This is a genomic window from Candidatus Hikarchaeum yamanae, from assembly GCF_009889665.1.
Taxonomy (GTDB): domain Archaea; phylum Halobacteriota; class Halobacteria; order Halobacteriales; family Hikarchaeaceae; genus Hikarchaeum; species Hikarchaeum yamanae.
This window is the reverse complement of the sequence record NZ_WTZR01000012.1, coordinates 1-21,356: the sequence shown is the minus strand read 5'-3', so window position 1 is coordinate 21,356 and position 21,356 is coordinate 1. Positions and strand designations below refer to the sequence as shown.

The window sequence follows — 21,356 nt, the reverse complement described above, 5'->3', positions numbered from 1 at the left end:
GCATGCCCAACGTCCGACGACCAATCCCCGAAACGTTCCTTTCTCTTGAAACTATCATTATTCTCCCATCCGAAAATTCATAAGTAATGGCACCCAATCCCGAACATAATGGATGCCACCGATAGTGTAGATTCTTCTTCTAAAGACGATTTACCACTAGAACAACAACTTGAGAACCTCGCTCAGCAACTACAAGAAGCCCACGATAAAAACAGCGAGATGCAAGACAAGTTGCTAGATATCACTGCCGAAAATAGCAAATTCTTACAGAAACTAGAGCGCCTCAATCACGAGAACCAACAATTACGCCAACCTCCTTTATTCATCGCTACTGTTCAAGAAGTCTCCAAAGAAGGAATTATAATACGACAACACGGAAACAATCAAGAAGCAATCACCGTTTCACTCCCGGAACTACACGACGAAATCAAATCCGGATCTAGAGTTGCGGTCAATAGTGCACTTTCCATTATCCATATATTGGACGAAGAAACAGACCTCCGTGCCCAAGCCATGCAAATAGATGACTGCCCCACTGTTACCTACGACGACATTGGAGGGTTAGACGACCAAATCCAACAAATACGAGAGGCTGTTGAAATACCTCTTGAGAATCCTGAAATTTTTAAAATAGTAGGCGTAGAACCTCCTGCAGGCGTTTTGCTACATGGACCACCCGGAACCGGAAAGACACTGTTAGCCAAAGCAGTTGCAAACAAAACAAATGCATCCTTTATCAAACTAGCAGGTTCCGAACTCGTACATAAATTTATTGGGGAAGGGTCTCGCTTGGTGCGGGATATATTCCAGCTCGCTCTAGCAAATGAACCTGCTATCATTTTCATCGATGAAGTAGATGCAATCGCGTCCCAACGTATAGAGTCCAAGACTTCTGGAGATGCAGAAGTCCAAAGAACTATGATGCAATTACTCGCTAGCTTGGACGGATTCGACGAACGTGGTAACATCCGTCTAATAGCAGCAACTAATCGCTTTGATATGCTCGATGAGGCCATCCTGCGTCCTGGTAGATTCGACCGTTTAATTGAAATTCCATTTCCAAATGAAGAAGCAAGAGAGAGAATTTTTGCAATCCACACTCAAAATATGAATCTTGCAGATAAGATAGACTTCAAACTTTTATCTGAGCTTACTCCTGGTAGTAGTGGCGCCGATATCAAAGCAATTTGCACTGAGGCCGGGATGACTGCAATCCGCGAAGAGAGGACTGAAATATCAGCAGATGATTTCATTACCGCCGTTAATTTATTAACCACTGATAAAAGCAAATCCGACGATTCCGAGTCTGTCATATACGCCTAAAGCCTCAGCAATTTTTTCTAACTCTTTTCTACTCTTTGCCAAAGTTTTAATCTTCCAATCTCCCCTTTTGTCTATAGCAGAATTGTAGGAATTATAAACAGAATTATCGCCAGTATGGACAAAAGTACGATGTAGACTATCACCGTTCCTCCCATGATTTTTAATATCTCCTTTCTGACTGGCATATTCTACCTTTCACATTGCAGTATCTTATGCCCTATCTTTCTCTCCGTAACCACTAAAGCCCCTCGTATCTATATCATCATCAATGGCAAGTCTCACAGAGAAATACCGCCCAAAAACGCTAGATGCAGTCCGTGGAAACGACAAAGCAATTAGTACATTTTTAGAATGGGCTTCTCGCTGGAATCCCCAATCCCCTGCAGTTGTTCTTCATGGAAGTCCTGGGATCGGAAAGACCTCTGCAGCACATGCACTTGCATCGGACATGGGGTGGGATGTAATTGAATTAAATGCCTCCGACCAACGTACTGCAAAAATAATAAATAGAATTGCACGCAATGCCGCCAACACTGGCACAATTTCTGGAGGATCTTCTGGGCAAAAACTCGTGATACTTGATGAAGCAGATAACTTACATGGAACCTATGACCGAGGTGGAGCTGCGGCACTTACCAAATTAATCAAAGAGTCTTCACAACCGATTGTTCTAATCGCGAACGATTATTATAATATGAGTAGGGGACTTCGAAATGTCTGTGAAGCAATACGATTTAATGACATCTCTTCTCGATCAATACTGCCCATTCTACATGACATCTGTCGTAGCGAAACTATCTCTCCTGAAACCGGAGCACTAGAACTCATCGCTGAAAAAAATAGTGGCGATCTACGTGGGGCCATAAATGACTTACAGGCCACTGTGTCTACAGATGGAAGTCTGGCTCAGAAAAATATAGTAACTAGCTCTCGAAACCGTGAAGAAAATATATTTGATTTCTTAAATAATCTCTTCAAAAATTTGGAGCCCCGAGATGCACTCATATCATCTTACGATGTCAATGAAACACCAGACAACCTTTTATCCTGGATAGATGAAAACGTACCCAAAGATTTTGATAGCTCCGAATTGTCTCGCGCCTATGCCCATCTATCTCGCGCCGAAACGTGGCTCACTCGTACTCGCACAACTCAGAATTACTCTTATTGGAGATATGCCCGAGATATAATGGTCGCGGGAGTTGCAGCATCCCGAAACCCCTCTCCAAAAGGTGGATGGACGCGATATGGCCCTCCTCGATACTGGCAAAGACTAGGTGCATCTAGAGGCTCTCGCGATCTCCGGGATACTGTCGCAAAATCAATCTCCAAAATGAGTGGGATCAGTGTTGGAACTTCCCGAATAGAAATAATGCCCTTGTTAAAAACTATGGTTCAAAATTGCAAAAATCGACTTTTGACAATTCATGTAGCTGCAGCGTATGAATTAGAACTCGATACGATCTCTTATCTAACTGGATCTGGAAAAACCACCAAAAAAGTTAAAGAGATACTTGACGAAGCAACCACGCTACGAGACTCCGAAAATCACGTTGAAAATTCTTCTCCAGATGTATTTCCATCTCCTCAAGATTCATCCCATATTGAGAACTCCGAACCCTCTCCAGACGAACAACCCTCTCAGTCCGACTTGTCAAATTTTCTGTAAATTTTCTCCTTTTTATTTTTCACTTATAGTTCTCGTTCCCATAACATAGCAGCGAACAATGAAACTAATATCACTACCCCAATTGCATTGTGTGACACACTAATCAACGGCTCAAACAAAATTCTGTCACCTCTGGAGAACAACTCGAATTTTACTACCGTCAAAGCACCTAGTATCACTTGCATTGGAAGCAGTAGAACCGCCAACAACACGGCTTTCGTTATCCTAGATTTACTCCCATGAATCTCCCATGATTTATACAATGCAACTAGTATCAATATTCCCACAACAAGCGCCAAAAAACGATGTGACCATTCGATCGCGCTAGGTAAATTTGCGGGGAATAGTCCGTATATTGCACCATCACACATTGGCCATTTCATGCCACACGTCAAATCCGCTCCCACTTCTTTAGTATAGACTCCCACCATCAACAGAATAAACGTTAGACTGGTAACTATTTTTAAAAAATAAGACTTCATGATCTATGTTGTCTTGTATCTACTTATTTCTACTTAATTTAGTACCTTCATTGTTTTTACGGCTAGTGAATTCCAATCTTATACGTATAGAATCCTTTTTACTTCCCCATATCCCCCATTATTGTTATGAACAACGAAGAAACATCCATGCAAGATGAAGCACTTAATTACCATAAGATAGACCCTCCCGGAAAATTGGCCATTTTTACTACAAAACCCGCTAACACACAATGGGACCTCACCTTGGCATATTCCCCTGGCGTAGCTGCCCCCTGCATGGAGATACACAATAACGAAGAAGATTCCTATGTTTATACTGGGAAAGGAAACCTCGTAGCAGTTGTTTCAAATGGAACTGCAGTACTTGGACTGGGTAATATTGGTCCTTCTGCATCGAAACCTGTCATGGAGGGTAAAGGAGTCCTCTTCAAAAGATTTGCCGATATAAACGTTTTTGATATCGAGATAAGCCCAACTACTGTCGAAGAGGTTGTTTCCACTGTAAAAGCACTTGAACCAACCTTCGGGGGGATCAATTTAGAGGATATTAAAGCACCGGAATGTTTCGAGATCGAACGGCAATTACGATCCAAACTTGATATCCCTGTGTTCCACGACGATCAACATGGAACTGCAATAATTTCTGGAGCTGCATTACTCAATGCTGCAGATATAATTTCCAAGGATATCTCTAATCTTAAAATTGTATTCTCTGGAGCTGGCGCAAGTGCAATTGCAACTGCAAAATTTTACGTCTCTTTAGGTGCAAAAAAAGAAAACATAGTCATGGTTGACTCCAAAGGAATCTTATCAAAGAGTCGTGAAGACATCAATGAATATAAACAAGAATTTGCGAGCGAAGAAGATGGAAATATCGCTGACGCCATGGTTGACTCAGATGTCTTCGTGGGTCTATCTGTCGGAGGACTAGTCAGTGAAGAAATGGTTCAGTCAATGGCAAGCGATCCCATCATATTTGCAATGGCAAATCCCGATCCGGAGATAGGATATTACGAAGCAAAAGCTGTTAGAGATGACACTGTAATCATGGCAACGGGACGATCTGATTTCCCAAACCAGGTTAACAACGTTCTTGGTTTCCCCTTCATTTTCCGTGGAGCGTTGGATGTACGTGCAAAAGATATAAATGAAGATATGAAAGTAGCTGCATCACAGGCCCTAGCAGATCTCGCCCAAAAAGATGTTATAGACGACGTAATTGAAGCATATGGTGGTGAAAAAATAGAGTTCGGACCTGACTATATCATCCCAAAACCAGTTGACCCCCGTGTCCTATTTGAAGTAGCACCTAAAGTTGCTGAAGCTGCGATTACATCTGGAGTAGCTCGGCATTCAATTGACCTCGATGACTATCGAAAAAATCTTGAATCTAGGCTCAAAAAATCCCAGATGGCAAACGATATGGCCCTCAATTCACTTTGATTCTTAACGCACGATTCTAGAAGGTGGTGGAATCTCAGTTCTTTGATTTTCTGCATTCCCATATGTCGTATATCCACCAACTAAGTTCGCCAGGCGATGCGCTGGGTTTTCTTTAGATTTAATACAAACAGATCTTACTTGTTGACACATATCAGCGAATTTGATTATTGCCTTCCAATCCTTTTTAACAGTTCTCGGAACTGAAATTCTGTCTTCAAAATCCATCCTTTCTCTCCCTCTTGATATGGTATTAATATTTGCGGAGAGCCGATCATGATCTGTTATAATCCCGATTCTGCAATTTTGATCTACAAATCCCAGTAAAGTTTCTAACCCAATTTTGAGTGCCCCATATTCTGCCGCGTTGCTGTCTGGAAAATTCCCTTGCTGAGAAATCTTCAACACATTCTCCCCCTGGTAAGTTTCTATGATAACTCCCAATCCACTTGTTTCCCCCCTGAATGATCCATCCACTGCCATATAAAAATCTCCAACATAGTTCGAAAGAGGATATTGGGAAAATTCACTCTCAAAAATTTCACGAAGAACGATATTTTTGATATCTCCCATCAAATGACTATCTCTTCCGAAGCCTATTAACTCATATCGGAAATTCTTCCCATTTCTATTTCCAAATTGAACATCGACCTTTGTAAATTAATTCCCTACTTAGAACCATTTACTACCCATTAAAAGTTCCCCATTTAATACGCTAGCACCCGCAGCCCCCCTGATGGTGTTATGAGCCAAACAGTTGTATTGGATTCCACTCAATGTTTCCCTAATACCCCCTACTGAAATGGACATCCCCTCCCCTAGATTCCTGTCTAATCTAGGTTGGGGTCTGTCTTCCTCCTCAAAAACTTCTATGAACACATCAGGAGATGAGTAAAGCTCCAATCCTTTCAATTTCTTAAATGCATTTTTAACCTTTTCAATTGTGACTTTTTCTTCGGTTTCTGCCCAAACATTCTCCAAATGTCCATCTATTACCCCCACACGATTACACGAAGCCGATACCTCCATATTGTGCATTAAAATCTTATCCCCTTCTAACCCTCCTAGTATCTTCTGAGGTTCTGTTTCCAATTTTTCTTCTTCACTTTGGATAAATGGAATAACGTTGTCTAAAATCTGCATCGATTTGACACCTTCATACCCTGCCCCTGAAACAGCCTGGAGTGTTGCAACATGAACTCTCTCGAGCCCAAATGCGTCTAATGCCTTTAATGTTGGTGCTAGTGTTATTACAGAGCAATTGGGATTTTTGATTAAAGCCCCATCCCATTTCCTATTATCTTGTTGAATTTCAATTAAATCTAGATGATCTGCATTTATTTCTGGAATGATCAACGGAACATCTTCGCTCATTCTTTCATTCGACGAATTAGATGCAATGATATATCCTTCTTTACACAATTCAGGCTCTGCTTTTGAGGCAATTTGAGAGGGAAGTGCTGAAAATAAGATTTCCACTTCTTCTGGAATACTTTTCGCATCTGTTGGTTTCACTTCAAACTTCGATATGTCATTAGGCATGGGTGTGTCCAATCCCCAGTTAACCGCATCCCGGTATGACTTTCCAACACTTCTGTCGCTGGCGGTAACAACCTTGATTTCAAAAAGCGGATGTTTTTCGATTAACTGTATGTACCGTTGACCAACGACTCCCGTGGCCCCAATTATACCTACCGAAACTACCATGTTAGCAGGATAGTGCGACGATGGACAAAACGATTATGATACTCTGACGCATAGAACTCCGGTTCACGTCTCGCTTTCATTTACTAGTTTTTTCTGTTTTTTCTCGTTACGTATCCTGCTATCCTGTTTCTCACCCTCTTGGATTCAACATTAGTAACAAGTGTAACCGTTTCTTTGTTCTCCTCAAAATCATCTGAGAACCTTTCAGGATATCTTTCTATTAACTCCCGAGAAATACGCTTGACGTAGGCTGGTTTGATTGGCATACTTCCGGTTTGTCAATTCTCTGGCTTAAACTCATCTAATCAGACATCATCCCAATATGGTCTTGCTTTATCTAACTCCGTATTCTAGATTTTCTATCAAACGACCCATAAACAAGCCCAATCTTGGTGAAACTGTATCTCTATTTCCCCCCGGAATAATTTCCGGTTGTGATCTTAATGTCATTAGAAATTTCCCTCCAAATGTCATCGCCTCAATAGTATCTCTCACATCAATAGTCAACCCCTCGTCTGACGTATCTAGATCCATTCTAGCCCGTTCCTGATCATCATACCTAATCGTCCAAGATGGACCTCCTATGATCTCTATTATTGTATTCAAAGGACCCACCTTTATTCGCCCCAAGTCCGCCTCTACATACACAATATCACTTTCCACTGTAGCTCGATAGCGTCCCATATTTTCCTCCTATTCTTCCGATTAGCATCTTTGCGAGAACTTGCAACGCTAAAACTTTTTTCTTTGTTTATCCCCTTCAAAATTTTGAAAAACTAGTCTTTCAACTAGAACCTTCGCCTCACAATCACGCACATTACCACATTTTTCTGCAATTTTCAACAAACTTTCAATTTTTTGCAGATCTTTTTCTCTACTTTGGGATATCCTTAGCCTAGATGCTATGACTGTTGCTTCTATAATTGCATTATGCCCCCTATTCACTATGGGGACTTCTTCCTTCACTATCTGGCCCTCTCGTATATTTATATCCCAATCCTCCCATTCTGTACCTCTTTCTCTCCCCCCTCCCCTCGATATTGCTTCTATTTTCGCCCAGGCGTACGACCCCTCTATATGTGGATCTTTTTGTTCTTTAATACAAAGTGCAGCTTCTACAAACAAAACCGCATCACGCACAAAATGAACGTATGCGTCTCTCCCCTTGCTAAAATTTTCACGCGTTCTTGTCCTACCCCACGTCCTAGCAGTGATAATTTCTCCCCCTCGCAATCCCAACAGCGCAACATTCCAACCCTTCGACGCATCACACGTCGTCACTACCACTTCTACAATACCTTCAATTTCAAACGGCCATTTTTTCATTTTTTATCCACCTCTTCAAACGCCTTTAGGCATGATTCGTATACTCGAACTGCATCCACTTTGCCATCTATTCTTATATTCGTTTTTACTACTGGACGATCCATTTTTGTTTTATCAGTGGAATCTATTACAAACGCATCGACAAATGGATACATCTTCATCAAACCTGCTGTATTCGCATCATACCCGTTTGCTATCATCAACTTCTTAATTGGACCCGAAAAAGATTCACCTCCTATAAACGGAGACACTGCAACGACTTTGGTTTCTGATAGCAATTCTTCAACCCCTTTCAATGACAAAATAGGGCCAATACTAGTTACTGGATTTGACGGACCGATGATAACTTCATTTTTCAGTGCATCTACAACTAGCCTGGTTGCTTTAGCCGCCTCAGATCCTCTGAACTCGATACTTTCTACCTCTGGTTTTCCTTTCCACCCTGCCCAAAAAGCCTGAAAGTGCATCTCTCCCCGATCTGTCCTCAAAATGCTAGACACAGGATCATCACTCATAGGAAGTAATTTTACACCAGCTTTCAACACTGAACATAGATTTTCTGTGACTTCCGTCAGTGTCTTCCCCTCTTCGATCAAACACGATCTAAGCTTGTGTATCAAACGATCCCGATCCCCAATTTTCATGAACTCTTCCGCTCCAGAAAATCTACGCCAATTTGCTATTCTCCTCCCACTTATCTGTTCGTTTTTCTTCAAAAAATTTGGATTCCCATCCCATCCATTTTGTTTTGCTAGCCCCACCACACGTCCATGTGTATCAAAAGTATCTTCTTTTATCCCCCACCACTTCTTTTGATCCAATATTCCTGCTGATAAATACATCACAGTGTCCAAGTCTGGACAAACTAACAAGTCCCCTATCTCAACGTCATCTCCTGTATTCCCTATGACAATCGTCTCTGATTTTTGAGCCATCCCTGACAATAATTTTGGCGTCCCAGTTCCCCCTGAAAGCAAAGTAATCATAATAGTTTCATCCTTTTATTTTGTGTTAATTTTATCCTATATTTCGCCACTTATCGTTCTATATGTTATTACTTATATGTTATCCTATTCTATCCCTTTCTAGATGAAAACTATTAAAGACAGTGTCCATGATCATATCACTATTGATGGACTCGCATTGGATCTACTAGATACCTCTCCTGTCCAACGGTTACGGCACATAAAACAGTTGGGCACTGTCTCTCTTGTTTATCCCTCTGCAAATCACACAAGATTCGAACATAGTATTGGAGTTTATCATCTAGCATGCGAGGTCACTAATCACCTCGAAATCCCCTCGGAAATAGCTAATCATATACGGGCCGCAGCAATGCTTCATGACATTGGCCACTCTCCATATAGTCATAACATTGAACCCTTGCTTAACCATAGAATCGGTTTTGAACATGAAAATATAGAAGAGCTTCTTACTTCTTCCCCCCTCTGCTCAGTCCTTGAAACACACAATCTAGATGCCAATCTGATCGCAAATTTAATCATCGGAAAAGGACAATATGGCCAAATAATCTCTAGTTCAATTGATGTAGACCGGATGGATTATCTGGTTCGTGATGCCCATCATACGGGAGTTCCTTACGGCGCCATTGACCACGGACGATTAGTCCGGGAGCTGACTTTCATCGACGATGAATTAGTTTTATCGGCATCTGGTGGAAATGTTCAAGCCGCCGAAAATCTCCTTCTTGCTAGAACACTTATGGGTCCCACTGTATACAATCATCACGTAGCACGAATCTCAAAATCGATACTACGCCGAGCAACTGAGTTTTTACTAGATTCCAAAGTTATAAAAGAAAATGACCTCCGCAATATGGACGATCACGATTTACACGCCGCCCTTCGATCGAATTCAATAACCGCCCCTCTCGAGAAGCGAATTTCCAATCGAAATCTCTACAAACGAGCAATCTGGGCCGAAATGAAAGATGTCCCTGACGATGTCATCAACGCGGATTATGATTCTATTCATACATTTGAAAACCGTATAGCCTCTAAACTCAATATAGATAGTCAATCTGTAATAATAGATATACCATCTTCCCCTTCGACAACTGCAAAAGAAATAAAAATTAAAGTTGGAGACGAAATTCGCATGCTCCATGACCATTCTCCCCTCATCGATGCATTGCAGGATGCCCAAAAAGAACAATGGCGTCTCGGTGTATATGCTCCAACAAATCTAGTAGACCGAGTCGGAAGTGCAGCAGAAAACGAACTCAATCTCGAAACAAATGGGCACCTGATATCTATGCGATCAAAGAAAAATTTTAGTCTTGATAAATTCATTAACTAACAATACACATGCGACTCATTCAAGTCTCTACCTAGCAAAGTGTGATTATGCAGCTTCAGGGCACAATCCTTTTTGGCCATGAATTTGATTTAATCGAAGGCACTATTACCATTGAGAATGGTCGCATCTCCCATATAGAAGAAGAAGCTAACTCTAGTACTGACATAATTCTTCCAGCTTTCATAAATTCCCATACTCACATTGGAGATTCAATAGCAAAAGATGCCGGATCCGGATTATCTCTAGATGACTTAGTAGCACCCCCTGATGGGCTTAAACACCGTCTATTAGCTGCAGCAACCCCTGACGATCTAATCTCTCAAATGAGGAAGTCTATCAATCTGATGGAAAGTACTGGGGTGGCTGCATTCGCCGATTTCCGTGAAGGTGGCGTTGACGGCGTCAACATGCTACAAAAAGCACACTCCAATTCCAACGTGGATGCGATCGTTTTAGGCAGAGAAACAATTGATGTTTTGGATATTGCAGATGGATTTGGAGCTAGTGGGTCTAGAGATTCTGATTTTACCCACGAACGACAATCAACCAAAACCGCAAATAAATTATTTGGGATTCATGCGGGTGAACGCGATAAAACCGATATAGAAACTGCGCTAGCATTGGAACCCGACTTTGTGGTTCATATGGTCCATCCAACTTCTGAACACCTCGACCATCTACAAAATACCAATACACCAGTTGTCATCTGCCCCCGTTCAAATATCGTCACTGGAGTTGGACTTCCTCCCATCGAAGATTTACTTTGCCACACTACTATTGCACTCGGAACCGACAACGTAATGCTAAATAGCCCTTCTCTTTTCCGTGAAATGGCGTTTGTTTCAAAACTCTTTGATATAGACCCCCGCGAAATCCTACGAATGGCCACTTCTTCCGGGGCAACAATTTTCGATCTTAATTATGGTATCCTCGAACCCGACCGGGAAGCTAAAATCTTGGTACTAGATGGGGATTCTAATAATCTTTCAGGATCTTCGGATATAATTAGCTCTATAGTTAGGAGAGCAAGTCCTTCTGATATTAAACAAGTCTACCTTTAAATCTAGCCCCTTTATTTTTCATCTCATCGCCGATATCACTCCGCCCGCTAAAGTATATATTGTGTCTTTCCCCGCTACAATTGACGGAGGACTCACATACATGGGTTCCTCGGATATCTTTATCGTCTTATCTATTTCTCTTCTGTGAGTTTGACCTGGGACTGGTGTTCCTTCAGGCAGATCAATCCCAATCACGTTGAAATATGCAATATCTGATCTGTTTGCTCTTCTTTGCAACCCGCCCACATATATCTCGTCACCTACTATTATTGGATTCCCCAATTCAACAGACGCATATCTCATATTTTCTAATTTTATAGTCCATAACCTCGACCCCCCATCTCGATCCAGTGCGATCATTTCAGCAGTTCCATATGCATTTTTTGTACCCTCCCTTTGAACAGAAACATAGAGTTCTTCTGGATTTGCGGCCATGCCCATCCATGACTTTTCATCCTTCGATACAACCGACCATTCCATCTGCCCACAAGAATCATCTATTGCAAATATTTTCTCCTCCTTCTCCTGATTCGATTTCCCAGTTGCGTATATAGTCTCTCCATTTGCAACAATTTGCCCACTTTTATATCCATACCCCATCGGAACCGACCAGATTTCTGATCCATCAACTTTTGAAATTCTATGGATGTTGCCACCCCCTCCTGTATATACCGAATCCCCTTGGACTGCAAAAAGACCGGATATATCACTTGATCTAAATTCCCATTCTATCTCCCCTGTCTCTGGATCAACCGCATACAATCCGTCTATCTTATTTTTACTAATCCCAAACGCATATAATTTATCAATTCCTCTAACTCCTCCTACGAATTTCCAGTCGCCCTCCGGACGGAATGACCATGATAACTCCCCCGTCTCTACACTAAAAGAGTGAATTCCATCTGGGCTCCCTGCATATATGCTATCTTCCATAACTGATCCTGGCAAAAGTGCTCCACCTTCATACTCCGCAACCCATTTTTGTTCCCCCCGATTAGCATCTAATGCGTATAGCTTCCCAATTCCTGTGATCGATTGCCACCCCACATACACCACATCATCTCTTATTAATGGCCGCATGGCCGACGTACTCGAAATAGACAATCTATTATCCCACGCCAATTCCATCGCATCCGAATTTGGATTTGCTCCATAATTTTTATGATCTCCTGTAAGATTGCATCCAAAATGAGGCCATCCTCCTTCCGTACCATTCCCCTCTTGATATTCATTCTTCTCTTTCTCAGTCCCGTCTAAACATTTATCTGCTTTTGAATTTCCCATACATCCCACTAAACCCAATACCCCCAAACTCGATATCTGAAGGATCTCCCTCCGACTTTTCATTTCATCCATGCCCTTTTCTGTATCTCCAAAAATTTATATTCAGTTATTTTTGTTCACAATACTTGCAATATCAATTCGATCCACCCACCACAAACCAACGATAAGAATTCCTACAATCGCACTTGGAATCCAATTACCATAGAACGTATTAACCAAACCCCATAATAATACAAAACTAACCATGTCATCTAGTCCAAATTCACACTGATCAATACGGGCCAGAAGTTTTTTTCTATCAAACATACTGTTAACCACCAACACCGCTATTCCTCCACTAATTAACCATCCTTGGTAATTTGTATGCGGGACTCCATAAAATTCTCCCCCCTCTCCATAAGACCAAAAACCAAGAGAAACTGCAGCAGGATCTAAAACCAAATCTATCAAAATGACTAATACAATAGCCATTGGGATTATTATTTTTCGATCCAACCTCGACTTTTTAACGATTAACAATGTTAACAAATAACCATTCAACACCAGCGGGATGAAAAATAGCGGGAGTGCCATTGGAATCCCCGAAACCATAGGTCCCAATTCAACTAAGTATTGGAAATTACCATATGGCCATCCATGATTTATGCCTATAAATTCAATTATGTATACATAAACTGTCAATAGTAATAACAACACACCATTTCTTCTATTTATAAGTGGCATGATTGCAACAATTAGTGGCAATCTCATCAATGCAGTCCCCATCAACACAATGTATGGATTAAATGAAAGCCAAGCTGGCAATATCATCTCTTCACTTGCAACTAGTAATACGGCCCCTACGATTGGCATCACTATCGCCAAAACCAAACGATTTTCACGTACTAATAATTCTAATTTTTCTCTCACGTTGCAATCCTCAAAAGCCCCCCAATAACTAGGAGAAACCCTACTATCGCATTAATTCTTGGATACCACCAATATGCTACTCCAATTTCTATTTTTCTCAACATTATCACTCCCAATACTACCAAATAAATTGACAAAAGTATCCCTAATCTGATATCTACCATCGCAAATAATCCTGAAGCAATCAACCAACAACTTCCACAGTAGACTATGGATCCCATTTGACCCAGCGATGTGGCCAGTGTTTCAATCTTTGATTCCCTATCTGGTGCAATATCGGGAATGGCCGAGAAAGTATGCATCGCCATCGCCCAAAAACATCCTCCTATTATTGCAAGCCATGGTGGGCTGGAGCCTGAAACTACTATGTACGTAATAACTCCTGGAAATATATACAAAATATTTGAGCAAGAATCAAAGACCGGCTTCGTTTTGAATCTAAATGGAGGTGCACTATATGCCCAGCTTAGGAATAGAAAACCAATCATCCACGGAATGGAATTCGCGGTAAGCATACTCATTAATGCCACCCCTAAAATTATACTCAATATCACCAAAATAGGCAACTCAATCCCCCCTCTGTATTGAGTCTCTTTAGATTTCTTTTTTGGATTTTTTTGATCAATCTTCGAGTCGAATATATCATTAATTCCGTAGACTAAGAAGTTAGCTGGAATCAAAAAATACAATATAATCAGAACAACTTCCATTCTCATCAGACCAGCAACCGTATCTATCCCATATGCAGCACCCACTAGTGCCGGACCCGCTAAATACAACCAGAATCTAGGCCGTGAAGTCGCAATTAACTTCATATACCTTTCTACATTCATATTTATCTCTCTAAATCTTCAATAACGGCTTTTGCTGTATGTTCTCCACTTATTAGGCACATAGGAACTCCAATACCAGGTCTAGTATACCCACCTGTAAAATACATGCCTTTCATTTTTTTCGAACGATTATCTGGTCTAATGGGGCCCGTTTGAATTAATGTATGCGCCAACCCCAGAGCTGATCCTTTTGCACTATTATACCGCCTAGAAAAATCGGATATGGAAAAATGCTCTTCTAGTATTATTCTATTTCTTATATCCACACCCACATTTTCTGCAACATCTGCTAATATTTTGTCTCTGTACTCCTTCCTCATTTTCTTCCCATCTTTAATTCCCACTGCTATGGGAACTAATATGAATAGATTACTACATCCCTCTGGGGCAACTGAATCATCAGTATCCGAAGGTGCGCATATATAATATGCAGGATCTGTTGGCCATGTAGGTTTAGTAAATATTTCTTCAAAATGACCATCCCAATCTGTAGGGAGGACTAGATTATGGTGAATTAATGGATCGATATCCCCTTCCACACCCAGATATATTAAAAACGCAGATGGGGCATAAGTTCGAGATTCCCAATATTTCTCATCAAATTGTCTTTTTTCTATCGGGAGTAAAACTTGTTCTGTATGATTATAATCTGCATTGCTGATTACCACATCTGATTTTATTTCTCCCCCCGTTTTGCTTTTCACAGAAAATAAACCATTTTCATTTTCAATTGAATCTACCTCGAAACCTAGCTTATATGTTACTCCCAATTCTTTTCCCAATTCTGAAATAGAAGATATAACCTTCCCAATCCCCCCTTCCGGGTAGTATACTCCCAAATTAAAATCAACATGACTCATTAGGTTGTACAAAGCCGGAGTATTCTTTGGAGATCCTCCTAAAAATACCAACGTATATTGCATAATTTGTTGCAACTTCGAATCTAAAAAATACTTGTTAACGTGTTTCTGCATAGAACCAAATAAGCTTATTTTATTCGCATTTAATAATACATCCAAGCTTATGTAATCCCTCAAACGTGGCCTATCTTTATACACAAAATTTTGCATACCCAATTCATAAGTTCTTTTGGAGTTATCTAGGTATCTCCCAAGAGCCTCTCCGGCACCTTTTTCTATTTGTTCAAACACAAGCTTGTTTTGTTCAACATCAGCAACTATGTCCACCGTTTTTTGATCCTTGAAAAATATCCTGTAATGTGGATCTAATCGAATTATCTCATAGTAATCTTCTGGCTTCCGATCAAAAAATTCAAAAAATCTCTCGAATACATCTGGCATAAGATACCATGACGGACCCATATCGAATTTAAATCCACCTTTCTCTAAAACAGAAGCCCTCCCTCCTATTTGCTCATTTTTTTCTACCACTGTTACTTGCATACCCTCTTGCGCCAAGTAACACGCACATGATAACCCTCCTACACCGGCCCCAATTATAACGGCAGATTTATCGGACACTTTGATCTCCTCATTTTTGAAAGTTAATTAACAATCCCTTCACATCAAAAACACGACCTAAAACCTTCCCATCATGTTGATTTTCTTCCATCACGCCATTTGACATTCTGGTGGATAAATAAAATGTAGTTGTAGGATCTTTTGTCACTCTCAAATGCCACCAACCTTTGATTAAACATGCAACTTTGTCAGGCATGCTCAATGTAGATCTTCGAGTCAAAACATCATACTCCTGATTTACGATCAAACGATGGTGATCTGCATATAAAATAGATGCCAATAACACTGCAAATTGACAATCTTCCGGTAAATATTTGATTCCCTCAACTCCCTCTCTATAAAACTCCTCAGCCCTAGTAATTTCTTCCCGCATCACTTCTGCAAACGATTCTGAAAATTCTAGATCTTCTATATTTTTGTATTCCACTCCGTACTTTTCGAGCGTTTCCTTCGGCATGTATGATCGATCATACTCTATAATATCTTCTCTTACATCCCTGAGGAAATTCGTCAATTGGAATGCCTTTCCTAAAGCTGCGGCAGATCTAGTAATCTCTTCAGTCTCTTCCACTTTCATGATCGATACCATCATATTTGCAACAGTAACCGCAGAACCCCGCATATACTCCTCTACTTCTTCGAAAGTTGTATACCTGTTTTTAGAAATATCCATCCGCATGGCCTCTAAAAATGCTACTATTTCTGTAGTTGGAATGTCGTATCTCCTTCTCAATTCCTCAAATGCTTTTAGGGACGGATCTTCTGTTAAAGATTTGCCCAGAACTGCTTCTTGTATCTCATCGAGCTGTTTAATTTTAGTCCGAGAATTTTTGTTCTCGGATGTATCTACAACTTCATCTGCAATCCTAAAAAATGCGTATAAAATATGAGTTGCATATCTGACCCTTCTAGGTAGTAACAAAGTAGCAAAATAGAACGTTTTCCCCGTTTGTTGCTGTATGCTTTTACTTTTGTTAATTTGTTCACCAGATACCATTTATAACCACCAAACAATCCGCATCTCACAGCGAAGTTGACTTTCTACCTCTTCTATTAATCTCCCCTTTAAAAAGCTGACCAAATATGGCATACGATATATTGCTTTTAATAAATATAACTTACAATTTTAATAATTTCCCTGCATTCCATTGCATTTTCCTTAGGGAATAATCACAATTTTTCCCATATTACTTTGACTATATATCCTCTCTTGGGCTTCTCCCGCCGCTTCTAGTGGATATTTTTTTGCTAAGGAAACTTCTAGTGACCCTTCTACCATCATTTTAGAAATCTCATCCAAAATAGTACTAATATTTGGAGTATTGAACATGCTCATCATGTACAGCTCTAACTCTTTCGCCCGAGCAATTGCAAAGTTTGGAATTATTACTTGGGTATCTTCTTGCCCAATGCCTACTATCCTTGCATTTTTACTAGCAACTTGGATATTCAATTCCATATACTCATCACACCGATGATCGAGGATTACATCCATCTGCCCTGTATTCCCAATCAATTCTGTAAGATTATTCACATTGTAGTCAAAAACATGTTTCGCCCCCAATTGCTTTAATTTTTCATGGTATTCTGATCTAGCAGTGGTAGTTACTTCTGCTCCAATCCCCTCCGCTATTTGAACAGCAACGTGCCCCACCCCCCCACTTCCCCCATGTATTAGGCATTTTTCACCAGATATTAGATTCGCATGATCTACAAGTGCACGCCAAGCCGTAACTCCTACTAGTGCAATCGCAGCACCTTCTTCAAATTCAATCTGATCTGGGAGCACAGCCAGATTATTTTGTGGAGCTATGATGGATTCTGAATATGTCCCATCTATGTCTCGACCTAGCCCTGTACCGTACACTCGATCTCCCACTTTTAAATCGCTTTTTTTAGATCCTATTTCCTCCACTACTCCTGCAAAATCCGATCCCGGTGTCCATGGAAGCTGGGGCACTTTGTATGCACCTCCTCGAAAATAAGTATCAACGGGATTTACCCCAATCGCCTTAGTTTTGATTCTAATTTCTCCCCCCTCTAGTTTCCGAGATTTTATTTCTTCTAATTGTAAAACCTCCACTCCCCCATACTTATGGAAGCACACCTTTCGCATGATTACTATACCATTCCCATGCGGATAAATCATCATATTCTATTCAAAATAGACTTTTTATCAAATCATGAGATTTAACATCCACAGGGTTTCACTTTACATCAATGCGTTTGCATGAATATCAAGCAAAATCTATTTTCTCAGACGGGGGAATTCCAATCCCTCCGTCTGGATTGGCCAATTCTGTTGAAACAGTATTAGAGGAAACCAATCGAATAGGCTATCCCGCAGTGATCAAAGCACAAGTCCATGTTGGTGGCCGAGGCAAAGCGGGAGGAATCACCCTGGTGCAAAATGATAACGAAGCCGAAATAGCTGCAAATAAAATATTAGGAATGGACCTGAAAGGCTATCTGGTATATGAAGTTTTGGTAGAACAGGCTATTGATTTCGTAGATGAAATCTATCTTGGAGTCACTCTCGATCGAAGTTCTGGAATGCCCGTAGCCATGGTGTCTTCTGAAGGTGGTATCGACATCGAACAAGTAGCATCATCCACTCCTGATGCCATATCTAAAACTTATGTAAATCCTTTACTCGGTCTCTCCGATTCTCAAGCTAAAACTGCAGTACTGGATGCTGGAATTTCTCCAACACTAACTGATAAAGTCGCCAACATACTTCTGTCTCTTTACAACATTTGGGAAACTTCCGATGCGACCGAAACCGAAATTAATCCTCTAATGGTGTCCAAGGACGGAGATGTGATCGCAACAGATGCAGTCTTGAACATAGAAGACGATGCACTTTTCCGACAGAAAAAATTAGCCGATCTCCGGGATATAAGAAACAACAATAAATTGGAATCAAAAGCAGATCTATACGGATTTAATTATGTCCGTTTAGACGGTAATATTGGAATTATTGGAAATGGAGCCGGACTGGTTATGACTACACTAGATCTAGTTGACCATTACGGTGGGAAACCAGCCAACTTCCTTGATATCGGTGGTGGGGCAAACTCAGTTAGAGTCGAAAATGCACTTGAGATTTTATTTGAAGATGAAAATGTTGATTCAATACTTTTCAACATCTTTGGAGGTATAACTCGAGGGGATGAAGTGGCTCAGGGAATAAACGACGCACTTGAAAATTTTGATACACTTCCAAAACCGATTGTAGTTCGCCTCGACGGAACAAATGCAAAAGAGGGAATGGAGATTCTAAATACAGACCACCTAACCGTCGAATCGACACTTGAATCCGCTGTTCAACGTGCCATTGAATTGGCATCAAAAGGAGGCGATTGAAATGAGCATATTGGTGAATAAAGACACTCGAATAATTGTTCAAGGAATTACCGGGGGTCAGGGTGCATTCCACACTGAACAAATGATAAACTATGGTGCCAATGTAGTTGCAGGTGTGGTACCTGGAAAAGGCGGATTGGATTTCAATGGAATTCCTATCTATGATACTGTTGATTCCGCTATGGATGAAAATGATGCTAATGCTTCAGTCGTTTTTGTACCACCCGCATTCGCTGCAGATGCCTTATTTGAAGCCTTCGATACCTCACTTGAACTCGTCGTTGCCATTACTGAAGGCATTCCCTCTCACGATATGATGAAAGTTAATTTTTCCATCCCTCCCCACGCCCGACTTTTGGGTCCAAATTGCCCCGGAATCCTCACTCCTGGAGAAACAAAACTAGGAATTTTACCAGGTGATATTTTTACCCCCGGTCCAGTCGGTCTTGTTTCACGGTCCGGGACCCTTACTTACCAAGTTGCTTCAAATTTAACCAATTCCAATCTCGGACAAACCACTGTAATTGGTATTGGTGGAGATCCTATAATTGGAACAAATTTTATCGATTGCCTCGAACTATTTGAAGCTGATCCAGATACTAAGGTAGTCGTTATGTGTGGAGAAATCGGTGGTGAAGATGAAGAACAAGCTGCTGATTTTATAAAAGAGAATATGACCACTCCAGTTGTTGGATTTATCGCAGGAAGGACGGCACCACCTGGAAAACGTATGGGTCATGCAGGCGCTATCGTTTCTGGGACCGGAACCGGAACTGCCCAATCAAAAATTAAAGCCCTTGAAGCTGCAGGAGTTTCTGTTGGACAAACCCCATCCGAAGTAACCGATCACGTCAAAAAATTCCTTTAAACTAAGAGATTGTCACTTACTTCTATTCACAGTTTCCAAGCTTCATGAGCGGATCCTCTGACGTGTCAGATCCTCCTGTACGAACATATCTTTTCTCACCTGAAACTGCAGATACTAGTGCTATTTCTTCACCATTTACTACTACGTGATATCTTGTTAGATCTGATTCTATCATGCTGCATGCCTGATCCACATTTCTTTTTCGTATCTGACTTGCAACTTTAAATCCAATTTTTTCAATAGCCCTGCAATCATCATGCTTACTTTCTTCTCCCAATTCAACACATGTAACTTCCCATGAATGCATACTTAATTTATCCTCTCGACCAGTTGTATTAAACTTGACCCTTACCTATTATGGTTCACTCTTGTAACTTCCATCCGGTATCCCTGTCGGAAGATTAAACCCATAATCATTGAGCAGTTCAAATGCTAAGACGTCTTTTTGCTCTAACTCTTCGCGTGTACAAATCCCCCATTCAGGATTGAGGTGGCCATTTCCCTCTGAATCGGTGAACACACATTTACCTGTGAGCGCGGGATCCAATGCACCAATGTTTGTCGCCACTATCCAATAAAAATATTCGTGGACCTGACCCCCATATCCACCCTCCCCATTATCGTAGATATACCAAGCACCGTCTGGGTACTGCTTAGGTGTCTCTCTAAAGTAACCACCACGAGCCGTGTCCATCGCAACAGTAAGTTTAGAGGATCTGTCCTCTCTATCTCCAAAATATTCTGGATATGCTTCGTACCATCCATATGAAACAATATGCCATATTTCTTCTATATTGGTATCCCACGGACCTGGAACTCCTTTTTCTTCATAGGACTTTTCAATCCCACCAATTGCCCAGTTATCTCCACTATCTGAACCATAATACACGCTTGCAGCAGTTCTTAGACCATTCTCGCAAGGCGTCCCCCTATTTGCTTCCCAAAATTTATCCCTGTCATCGCTCTTCCACACTGGGGCAACAAAACCCCCCTCAACAAGTATATCCAACACCTTTGGATCATCTGGAACCCCATCTTCGTCATTGTCTATGTATTGTGCCAATACATTTGCAGTATGCAGGACATATTCATCCGTTGCATCTTCTGGGGCAATCACATAGACTCCAAATACGTCTACAAATTTAGTTACAACCTCATTATCATTCATACATTTCCTTGGATGTTCTGATAGGATCTCAAACGTAGGTACCCCGGGTGCTATAATCGAGGAAACCTGCTCTTTTGGAACTTCTTTCTTAGTATCTTCTTCCCCATGATCCTCGTGATC

At 40.9% G+C, this 21,356-nt stretch carries 21 protein-coding genes and 1 pseudogene; 7 read left to right on the top strand and 15 right to left on the bottom strand.

Going from position 1 to position 21,356, the window contains the following annotated elements; all coding sequences use genetic code 11:
- Positions 1-105: 105 nt before the first annotated feature.
- Together ACM9H2_RS05340 and ACM9H2_RS05335 are read left to right on the top strand one after the other, a co-directional pair.
- Positions 106-1,323 (top strand): proteasome-activating nucleotidase, encoded by a 1,218-nt coding sequence (locus tag ACM9H2_RS05340; protein ID WP_415488988.1) that lies wholly within the window; start codon positions 106-108, stop codon positions 1,321-1,323.
- A 268-nt stretch (positions 1,324-1,591) separates the two neighbouring features.
- Positions 1,592-2,992: a replication factor C large subunit gene (locus ACM9H2_RS05335; protein ID WP_415488970.1), complete on the top strand. Its 1,401-nt coding sequence runs from the start codon at positions 1,592-1,594 to the stop codon at positions 2,990-2,992.
- A 23-nt stretch (positions 2,993-3,015) separates the two neighbouring features.
- Here the strand turns inward: ACM9H2_RS05335 and ACM9H2_RS05330 are convergent, their stop codons facing one another.
- Positions 3,016-3,474: a COX15/CtaA family protein gene (locus ACM9H2_RS05330; protein WP_415488968.1), complete on the bottom strand. Its 459-nt coding sequence runs from the start codon at positions 3,472-3,474 to the stop codon at positions 3,016-3,018.
- A 147-nt stretch (positions 3,475-3,621) separates the two neighbouring features.
- On the opposite strand from ACM9H2_RS05330, the pseudogene ACM9H2_RS05325 reads away from it, so the two are divergent.
- Positions 3,622-4,908: pseudogene (locus ACM9H2_RS05325) on the top strand (malic enzyme-like NAD(P)-binding protein); the annotation flags it as partial.
- A gap of 12 nt (positions 4,909-4,920) precedes the next feature.
- Here the strand turns inward: ACM9H2_RS05325 and ACM9H2_RS05320 are convergent.
- The 6 genes from ACM9H2_RS05320 to cofD form a co-directional block, all read right to left on the bottom strand.
- Positions 4,921-5,487, bottom strand: coding sequence for a hypothetical protein (locus ACM9H2_RS05320; RefSeq protein ID WP_415488966.1), 567 nt, complete (start codon positions 5,485-5,487; stop codon positions 4,921-4,923).
- A 99-nt stretch (positions 5,488-5,586) separates the two neighbouring features.
- Positions 5,587-6,621 carry an aspartate-semialdehyde dehydrogenase gene (gene asd / locus ACM9H2_RS05315; protein WP_415488964.1) on the bottom strand — a complete coding sequence of 345 codons (1,035 nt, stop codon included), beginning with the start codon at positions 6,619-6,621 and terminating at the stop codon, positions 5,587-5,589.
- An 83-nt stretch (positions 6,622-6,704) separates the two neighbouring features.
- On the bottom strand, positions 6,705-6,887 hold the full coding sequence (locus ACM9H2_RS05310) for a 30S ribosomal protein S17e (protein WP_415488962.1): 183 nt from the start codon (positions 6,885-6,887) through the stop codon (positions 6,705-6,707).
- Positions 6,888-6,954: 67 nt separating this feature from the next.
- Complete coding sequence (locus tag ACM9H2_RS05305; RefSeq protein WP_415488960.1) at positions 6,955-7,305, bottom strand: hypothetical protein; 351 nt, start codon at positions 7,303-7,305, stop codon at positions 6,955-6,957.
- A 48-nt stretch (positions 7,306-7,353) separates the two neighbouring features.
- The gene (locus ACM9H2_RS05300; RefSeq protein WP_415488958.1) at positions 7,354-7,947 is read right to left on the bottom strand and encodes a DUF447 domain-containing protein; all 594 of its coding nucleotides are present in this window, start codon (positions 7,945-7,947) and stop codon (positions 7,354-7,356) included.
- Positions 7,944-8,933 carry a 2-phospho-L-lactate transferase gene (cofD, locus tag ACM9H2_RS05295; protein ID WP_415488956.1) on the bottom strand — a complete coding sequence of 330 codons (990 nt, stop codon included), beginning with the start codon at positions 8,931-8,933 and terminating at the stop codon, positions 7,944-7,946. The genes ACM9H2_RS05300 and cofD overlap by 4 nt, the downstream gene beginning before the upstream one ends.
- Before the next feature lie 103 nt (positions 8,934-9,036).
- Here cofD and ACM9H2_RS05290 point away from each other — a divergent pair, with 103 nt between their 5' ends.
- The gene (locus ACM9H2_RS05290; RefSeq protein WP_415488954.1) at positions 9,037-10,266 is read left to right on the top strand and encodes an HD domain-containing protein; all 1,230 of its coding nucleotides are present in this window, start codon (positions 9,037-9,039) and stop codon (positions 10,264-10,266) included.
- Between the two features lie 47 nt (positions 10,267-10,313).
- Complete coding sequence (locus ACM9H2_RS05285; RefSeq protein ID WP_415488952.1) at positions 10,314-11,327, top strand: amidohydrolase family protein; 1,014 nt, start codon at positions 10,314-10,316, stop codon at positions 11,325-11,327.
- Positions 11,328-11,345: 18 nt separating this feature from the next.
- Here the strand turns inward: ACM9H2_RS05285 and ACM9H2_RS05280 are convergent, their stop codons facing one another.
- The 6 genes from ACM9H2_RS05280 to ACM9H2_RS05255 all read right to left on the bottom strand — a co-directional run bounded on the left by ACM9H2_RS05280 (position 11,346) and on the right by ACM9H2_RS05255 (position 17,986).
- The gene (locus tag ACM9H2_RS05280; RefSeq protein WP_415488950.1) at positions 11,346-12,611 is read right to left on the bottom strand and encodes a PQQ-binding-like beta-propeller repeat protein; all 1,266 of its coding nucleotides are present in this window, start codon (positions 12,609-12,611) and stop codon (positions 11,346-11,348) included.
- Positions 12,612-12,713: 102 nt separating this feature from the next.
- Positions 12,714-13,520: a bisanhydrobacterioruberin hydratase gene (cruF, locus tag ACM9H2_RS05275; protein WP_415488948.1), complete on the bottom strand. Its 807-nt coding sequence runs from the start codon at positions 13,518-13,520 to the stop codon at positions 12,714-12,716.
- Positions 13,517-14,353, bottom strand: a complete 837-nt coding sequence (locus tag ACM9H2_RS05270) for a prenyltransferase (protein WP_415488946.1) — start codon at positions 14,351-14,353, stop codon at positions 13,517-13,519. Before ACM9H2_RS05270 ends, cruF begins: the two co-directional genes overlap by 4 nt.
- Positions 14,354-14,355: 2 nt before the next feature.
- Positions 14,356-15,840, bottom strand: a complete 1,485-nt coding sequence (locus ACM9H2_RS05265) for a phytoene desaturase family protein (RefSeq protein ID WP_415488986.1) — start codon at positions 15,838-15,840, stop codon at positions 14,356-14,358.
- Between the two features lie 4 nt (positions 15,841-15,844).
- A complete protein-coding gene (locus ACM9H2_RS05260) occupies positions 15,845-16,831 on the bottom strand; it encodes a phytoene/squalene synthase family protein (protein WP_415488944.1) in 987 nt (328 codons plus the stop codon).
- A 162-nt stretch (positions 16,832-16,993) separates the two neighbouring features.
- Positions 16,994-17,986, bottom strand: coding sequence for an NADPH:quinone reductase (locus ACM9H2_RS05255; RefSeq protein WP_415488942.1), 993 nt, complete (start codon positions 17,984-17,986; stop codon positions 16,994-16,996).
- A gap of 68 nt (positions 17,987-18,054) precedes the next feature.
- Here ACM9H2_RS05255 and sucC point away from each other — a divergent pair, with 68 nt between their 5' ends.
- Both sucC and sucD read left to right on the top strand, forming a co-directional pair.
- A complete protein-coding gene (sucC, locus tag ACM9H2_RS05250; protein WP_415488940.1) occupies positions 18,055-19,200 on the top strand; it encodes an ADP-forming succinate--CoA ligase subunit beta in 1,146 nt (381 codons plus the stop codon).
- Between the two features lies 1 nt (position 19,201).
- Positions 19,202-20,068 carry a succinate--CoA ligase subunit alpha gene (sucD, locus tag ACM9H2_RS05245; RefSeq protein WP_415488938.1) on the top strand — a complete coding sequence of 289 codons (867 nt, stop codon included), beginning with the start codon at positions 19,202-19,204 and terminating at the stop codon, positions 20,066-20,068.
- A gap of 22 nt (positions 20,069-20,090) precedes the next feature.
- Here sucD and ACM9H2_RS05240 read toward each other — a convergent pair whose 3' ends face one another.
- Positions 20,091-20,375: a hypothetical protein gene (locus tag ACM9H2_RS05240; protein WP_415488936.1), complete on the bottom strand. Its 285-nt coding sequence runs from the start codon at positions 20,373-20,375 to the stop codon at positions 20,091-20,093.
- 48 nt (positions 20,376-20,423) lie between these two features.
- The coding region (locus ACM9H2_RS05235; RefSeq protein ID WP_415488934.1) for a hypothetical protein at positions 20,424-21,356 on the bottom strand (933 nt) is incomplete at its 5' end.

What these genes read in the sequence shown, in the direction of transcription:
- ACM9H2_RS05310 (WP_415488962.1), bottom strand. Translation starts at nt 6,887, where the DNA reads ATGCCAATCAAACCAGCCTACGTCAAGCGTATTTCTCGGGAGTTAATA.
- asd (WP_415488964.1), bottom strand. Translation starts at nt 6,621, where the DNA reads ATGGTAGTTTCGGTAGGTATAATTGGGGCCACGGGAGTCGTTGGTCAA.
- ACM9H2_RS05330 (WP_415488968.1), bottom strand. Translation starts at nt 3,474, where the DNA reads ATGAAGTCTTATTTTTTAAAAATAGTTACCAGTCTAACGTTTATTCTG.
- ACM9H2_RS05260 (WP_415488944.1), bottom strand. Translation starts at nt 16,831, where the DNA reads ATGGTATCTGGTGAACAAATTAACAAAAGTAAAAGCATACAGCAACAA.
- sucC (WP_415488940.1), top strand. Translation starts at nt 18,055, where the DNA reads ATGCGTTTGCATGAATATCAAGCAAAATCTATTTTCTCAGACGGGGGA.
- ACM9H2_RS05305 (WP_415488960.1), bottom strand. Translation starts at nt 7,305, where the DNA reads ATGGGACGCTATCGAGCTACAGTGGAAAGTGATATTGTGTATGTAGAG.
- ACM9H2_RS05300 (WP_415488958.1), bottom strand. Translation starts at nt 7,947, where the DNA reads ATGAAAAAATGGCCGTTTGAAATTGAAGGTATTGTAGAAGTGGTAGTG.
- ACM9H2_RS05280 (WP_415488950.1), bottom strand. Translation starts at nt 12,611, where the DNA reads ATGGGAAATTCAAAAGCAGATAAATGTTTAGACGGGACTGAGAAAGAG.
- cofD (WP_415488956.1), bottom strand. Translation starts at nt 8,933, where the DNA reads ATGATTACTTTGCTTTCAGGGGGAACTGGGACGCCAAAATTATTGTCA.
- ACM9H2_RS05335 (WP_415488970.1), top strand. Translation starts at nt 1,592, where the DNA reads ATGGCAAGTCTCACAGAGAAATACCGCCCAAAAACGCTAGATGCAGTC.
- ACM9H2_RS05255 (WP_415488942.1), bottom strand. Translation starts at nt 17,986, where the DNA reads ATGATGATTTATCCGCATGGGAATGGTATAGTAATCATGCGAAAGGTG.
- ACM9H2_RS05285 (WP_415488952.1), top strand. Translation starts at nt 10,314, where the DNA reads ATGCAGCTTCAGGGCACAATCCTTTTTGGCCATGAATTTGATTTAATC.
- ACM9H2_RS05240 (WP_415488936.1), bottom strand. Translation starts at nt 20,375, where the DNA reads ATGCATTCATGGGAAGTTACATGTGTTGAATTGGGAGAAGAAAGTAAG.
- sucD (WP_415488938.1), top strand. Translation starts at nt 19,202, where the DNA reads ATGAGCATATTGGTGAATAAAGACACTCGAATAATTGTTCAAGGAATT.
- ACM9H2_RS05320 (WP_415488966.1), bottom strand. Translation starts at nt 5,487, where the DNA reads ATGGGAGATATCAAAAATATCGTTCTTCGTGAAATTTTTGAGAGTGAA.
- ACM9H2_RS05270 (WP_415488946.1), bottom strand. Translation starts at nt 14,353, where the DNA reads ATGAATGTAGAAAGGTATATGAAGTTAATTGCGACTTCACGGCCTAGA.
- ACM9H2_RS05290 (WP_415488954.1), top strand. Translation starts at nt 9,037, where the DNA reads ATGAAAACTATTAAAGACAGTGTCCATGATCATATCACTATTGATGGA.